Here is a 3,908-nt window from a genome sequence, read left to right on the forward strand (position 1 = left end):
AGTCCAGTGAAAAGAAGGAGCCCCGGTTCTGAAGCAGAACACCGGCGCCGCCCGGAGCGGCTCCCGACCCGAATTCGAAGTACAGGCTTTGAATGAAGGAAACCGCATTGCCTTCAGCATCCACAACCGCCGCGTAGGCTGTGTCCCGGCCGGTCGGCTCACTCGCCAGATCGGCCGCCCGGCTGGGCGAAATGGACACGGCAAGCTCTGCGGCGTAAGTCTTATCCAGCAGGCGGCCCAGCGGAATCTCATTGAATTCCGGATCGGTGAGCACGGCGTCGCGGTCGCGGAAGCTGGCCTTTATCGCCTCAACAAGCAGATGATAATATTCATAAGAACCATGCGGAATTCCAGCGAAGTTAAAGCGCTCCAATATATTCAGCGCCATCAGCCCGGCGAATCCCTGCGAATTAGGCGGAGCCTGGTAGATGGTATACCCGTGATAATCCGATGAGATCGGATCGCACCAGTTGCCCCGGTGATCGGCAAAATCCTCGCGGATCAAATATCCGCCAGCCTCTGCCATACCGTCGCAGATGGCCTTGGCGATTTCCCCTTTATAGAAGGCGTCACGCCCCCCGGCAGCCAGAATAGACAGCGTGCGGGCTAATTCCTTCTGTACGAACTTCTCCCCGGGCCTTGGAACCCGTCCGCCCGGCATATAGATGGCCGCCGCTTCGGGAGACAGCGCTGCACCGGCATGTATCGTGTTGCCGTGCTGGTCCGGCGACAGCGGAAAGCCTCCGGCCGCGTAATCGAATGCGGCCTCCAGCACCTCCGCCAGCGGAAGGCGGCCGTACCGGCTCAGGATCGCATCCCAGCTGTCTACCATGCCGGGCACCGTTATCGCGCTGCGTACACCTCTTCGCGGGATCGCGGCCTCTCCGGCGTAGCGGCCCCGGTGCACCCCGTAGCCCGAGCGGCCGCTGCCGTTGTAGGCCTGGACGCGGCCTTCATCGGCGCTGTAAGCCAGCCAGAACGCATCGCCTCCAAGGCCCGTCATATGCGGGTAGACGACCGCAAGCGCCGAACTGACAGCCACCGCAGCGTCAAAAGCGTTGCCGCCCTTTTGCAGAATCCGCGCTCCCGCAGCGGACGCCAAATGGTGCGGGCTGACTACCATCGTTTTCGTGCCGGTCACCGGTCGTTTTATCATTTTGATCCTCCTAAAAGTTTTGCTAAGTGAATTTACTTCTTGAATAGGCTTCAGCAAAACTGGCTTCGTAAGCATGGGCTTTAAGTTTTGCGTAATGAACTAACTTCCTGAATGATCTTCGTCAAAACTGGCATCGTAAGCATAGACCCTATGTTTTGCAAAACTGACATAAAAGGCATTAGCCAAATGAATTATTGTCATTTAACCTTACACGGCTGCTTGAAGTCAACCGGAAGCGTACAGAACGCTAATGCTGCACGCCTGATTTGTGAGCCATGCACAAAGTTATCACTCGGAGGATGCAAAAAGAAATATAATATGGGGGTATTCATACGGTTTGTATATAATGTACTTTTCACAATTATAAGGAGGAAACGGTTTGAAACCAATGAACAAAGACTATATAGAGCTTGGAGTCTCAATGGTCCGCACCGGAATTCTCGGCTACGGCGGGGGCCCCTCGGTCATCCCGCTGATCCGCCACGATGCCGTTATCCGCTACGGCTGGATCAGCGACGAAGAATTCGGAGAAACGCTGGCGCTGGCCAACGCACTTCCCGGACCGATTGCCACCAAAATGGCCGCTTATTTAGGATACAAACGCGCAGGGGGCCTGGGAGCATTCTTTGCCGTAGTTGCGCATATTTTGCCCAGCGTCCTTGCCATGATCCTGCTGCTGTCCGCCGTCAATTACCTGGCAGGCTCCAAGGTCGTTAAGGGAATGATTGCCGCCGTCTCGCCTGTTATCGCCGTCATGCTCGGTGTAATGGCTTATGAATTTGCGAAAAAAGCAGTCAAGGGGCTAGGCATCGCAGCCGGCATCGCCTTTATGCTGCTAGCCCTGCTGCTGCTTCAAGTGCTGCATGTTCATCCGGCTATCGTCATCGTGCTGTTTCTCGCTTACGGTACGGTGCATTACCGGGCTGTGGCCAGTCTCCGCCGCAAACAGGAACGAAATGGAGGGACGCCTTAGATGGAATGGCTAGATCTGATTTTAGGCTTTTTTATCGCCAATCTGCTGGGTTATGGCGGCGGTCCTTCCTCCATCCCGCTGATGTATACAGAAATTGTACCGCATTACCATTGGCTGAGTAACTCTGAGTTTACCAACATGTTAGCGTTGGGCAACGCGCTCCCTGGACCGATCGCCACCAAAGTAGCGGCTTATGTCGGCTTTGAAATCTACGGCTGGGTTGGAGCCATTCTGGCGCTTTTGGCCACCGTGCTGCCTTCCGCCGCCGCCCTGATCGCTATGATCCGCCTGCTCCAGAAATACCGGCAGTCCTCGATTGTCAAAGGCATGACGCTTCTGGTTCAGCCGGTCATCGCAATTATGATGGTTATTTTGACCTGGCAGATGAGCAAAGGGCCGCTGGCCTCCATTGGCATCTGGCAGACTCTGATTATCGCTGCGGTCTCCTTTTGGGCGATGGAACGGCGCAAGATCCACCCTGCTCTCGTCATTCTGGTTGCTTTTATCTATGGAGGATTTATTCTCCGGTACTGGGTATAACGGCACGACAACGGTTTGCGTCCCTGCAAAGGGATATCGCGGCCGTTTTTTAGTTAGGGCTTCAAAATATACTGGGACAGCACCGCCTGCACCTCGTAAATATTCACGCTCTTGTTAAACGTTTTTTTAAGCGGCATCGTGCTGCCCGACACGAAAAGATACAGCTCCGCATCCAGATCGAAATGTCCCGCCGTCTCCACGGAATAATGCGTAATGCTTTTGTAAGGGATAGAGTGGTATGCGATCTTTTTACCGGTCACGCCCTGCTTGTCGATCAGTATGAGCCGTTTATCCGTAAAAATGAACATGTCGCGGATCAGCCGGTACGCCCGTTCGATTTGTTCCCCCGGAGCCAAAATTTTTCCGAATTCCTTGCGGGCCGCACCAAGATCCACCTGAGACGCATTGCCGAGCAAACCGTCGAAAAAAGCCATGTGCCTTCCTCCTTCTAATTGCCGAGATGGGGCATCTTGCCGCCCATACCCCATTCATATCGAAGAATAACGATGGGTATGCAATTAATCGGAGACGTGAACGGATCACTCTTGGATTTTTCCGGAAAATTATGCTTGCTAACTGTAAATTTTTTATTTAATATGAAGGTAACTTTGTTAAGAGGGAGGTGAGGAAAGATGAATTATGAGGGTCTGGGTAACATGGTCGGCCGTTTGCCTATCGCAATGGCGGGCATCGTTCATGCTTTTGGTGTTAACGGGAGAGGTCTGTCCTTTTTTGCCAAAATCATAACGCCCGACTACCCAGAAATGTCTTTCCTGCCTTCCGACCGTCAACCTTAAACCGGACACGGACGAACAAGGCTGCGGGGAACGTTTCCCTGCGGTCTTTTTATGTTGTCCTTCCATGTAAGATGGCAGGGGCGTTTCCTTTGATATCACAAGCTCTTCGGTTTTTCACACCGCTGAAGCTGTTAAAGGAGAATCCCTATGATTATTCAATGTCAAAATGTGCAAAAATACCATGGCGCCCAGCTTGTGCTGAGCGATGTCTCATTTTCCGTCCGCCAGGGCGAAAAGGTCGGACTCATCGGCCGCAACGGCTGTGGCAAAACGACCTTGTTCCGCCTTCTAAGCGGTGAAGAAGCACCCGACTCGGGACAAATCGCTATCCGCAGAGGCAGCGTGGTCGGGCTGCTGGCCCAAATTCAGGAAGGCGGCGAGGATACGGTGTACGCGGTCCTGCAGCGCAGCTTTGCCGAGCCGCTGGCATGGCAGGGGCGGG

Annotated in this window: 6 protein-coding genes; 4 read left to right on the forward strand and 2 right to left on the reverse strand. The window is 54.0% G+C overall.

Annotated features, from left to right (window positions below):
* Positions 1-1,156, reverse strand: a 1,156-nt coding sequence (gene ggt / locus L691_RS0127370; RefSeq protein WP_025693366.1) for a gamma-glutamyltransferase, incomplete at its 3' end; no start/stop codon positions are given.
* A 388-nt stretch (positions 1,157-1,544) separates the two neighbouring features.
* Here ggt and L691_RS0127375 point away from each other — a divergent pair.
* Both L691_RS0127375 and L691_RS0127380 read left to right on the forward strand, forming a co-directional pair.
* The gene (locus tag L691_RS0127375; RefSeq protein WP_036738604.1) at positions 1,545-2,129 is read left to right on the forward strand and encodes a chromate transporter; all 585 of its coding nucleotides are present in this window, start codon (positions 1,545-1,547) and stop codon (positions 2,127-2,129) included.
* Positions 2,130-2,669, forward strand: a complete 540-nt coding sequence (locus L691_RS0127380; RefSeq protein WP_025693368.1) for a chromate transporter — start codon at positions 2,130-2,132, stop codon at positions 2,667-2,669.
* A gap of 53 nt (positions 2,670-2,722) precedes the next feature.
* Here the strand turns inward: L691_RS0127380 and L691_RS0127385 are convergent, their stop codons facing one another.
* A complete protein-coding gene (locus tag L691_RS0127385) occupies positions 2,723-3,103 on the reverse strand; it encodes a PH domain-containing protein (protein WP_025693369.1) in 381 nt (126 codons plus the stop codon).
* 198 nt (positions 3,104-3,301) lie between these two features.
* On the opposite strand from L691_RS0127385, the gene L691_RS32385 reads away from it, so the two are divergent.
* Positions 3,302-3,466 carry a hypothetical protein gene (locus tag L691_RS32385; protein WP_156934364.1) on the forward strand — a complete coding sequence of 55 codons (165 nt, stop codon included), beginning with the start codon at positions 3,302-3,304 and terminating at the stop codon, positions 3,464-3,466.
* Between the two features lie 147 nt (positions 3,467-3,613).
* Positions 3,614-3,908, forward strand: a 295-nt coding sequence (locus tag L691_RS0127395; RefSeq protein WP_025693370.1) for an ATP-binding cassette domain-containing protein, incomplete at its 3' end; no start/stop codon positions are given.

This window comes from Paenibacillus zanthoxyli JH29, from assembly GCF_000520715.1.
In the GTDB taxonomy this organism is placed as follows: Bacteria; Bacillota; Bacilli; order Paenibacillales; family Paenibacillaceae; genus Paenibacillus_AQ; species Paenibacillus_AQ zanthoxyli.

Coding starts and splice junctions, on each gene's coding strand:
- L691_RS0127375 (WP_036738604.1), top strand. CDS start 1,545: ATGAACAAAGACTATATAGAGCTTGGAGTCTCAATGGTCCGCACCGGA.
- L691_RS0127380 (WP_025693368.1), top strand. CDS start 2,130: ATGGAATGGCTAGATCTGATTTTAGGCTTTTTTATCGCCAATCTGCTG.
- L691_RS0127385 (WP_025693369.1), bottom strand. CDS start 3,103: ATGGCTTTTTTCGACGGTTTGCTCGGCAATGCGTCTCAGGTGGATCTT.
- L691_RS32385 (WP_156934364.1), top strand. CDS start 3,302: ATGAATTATGAGGGTCTGGGTAACATGGTCGGCCGTTTGCCTATCGCA.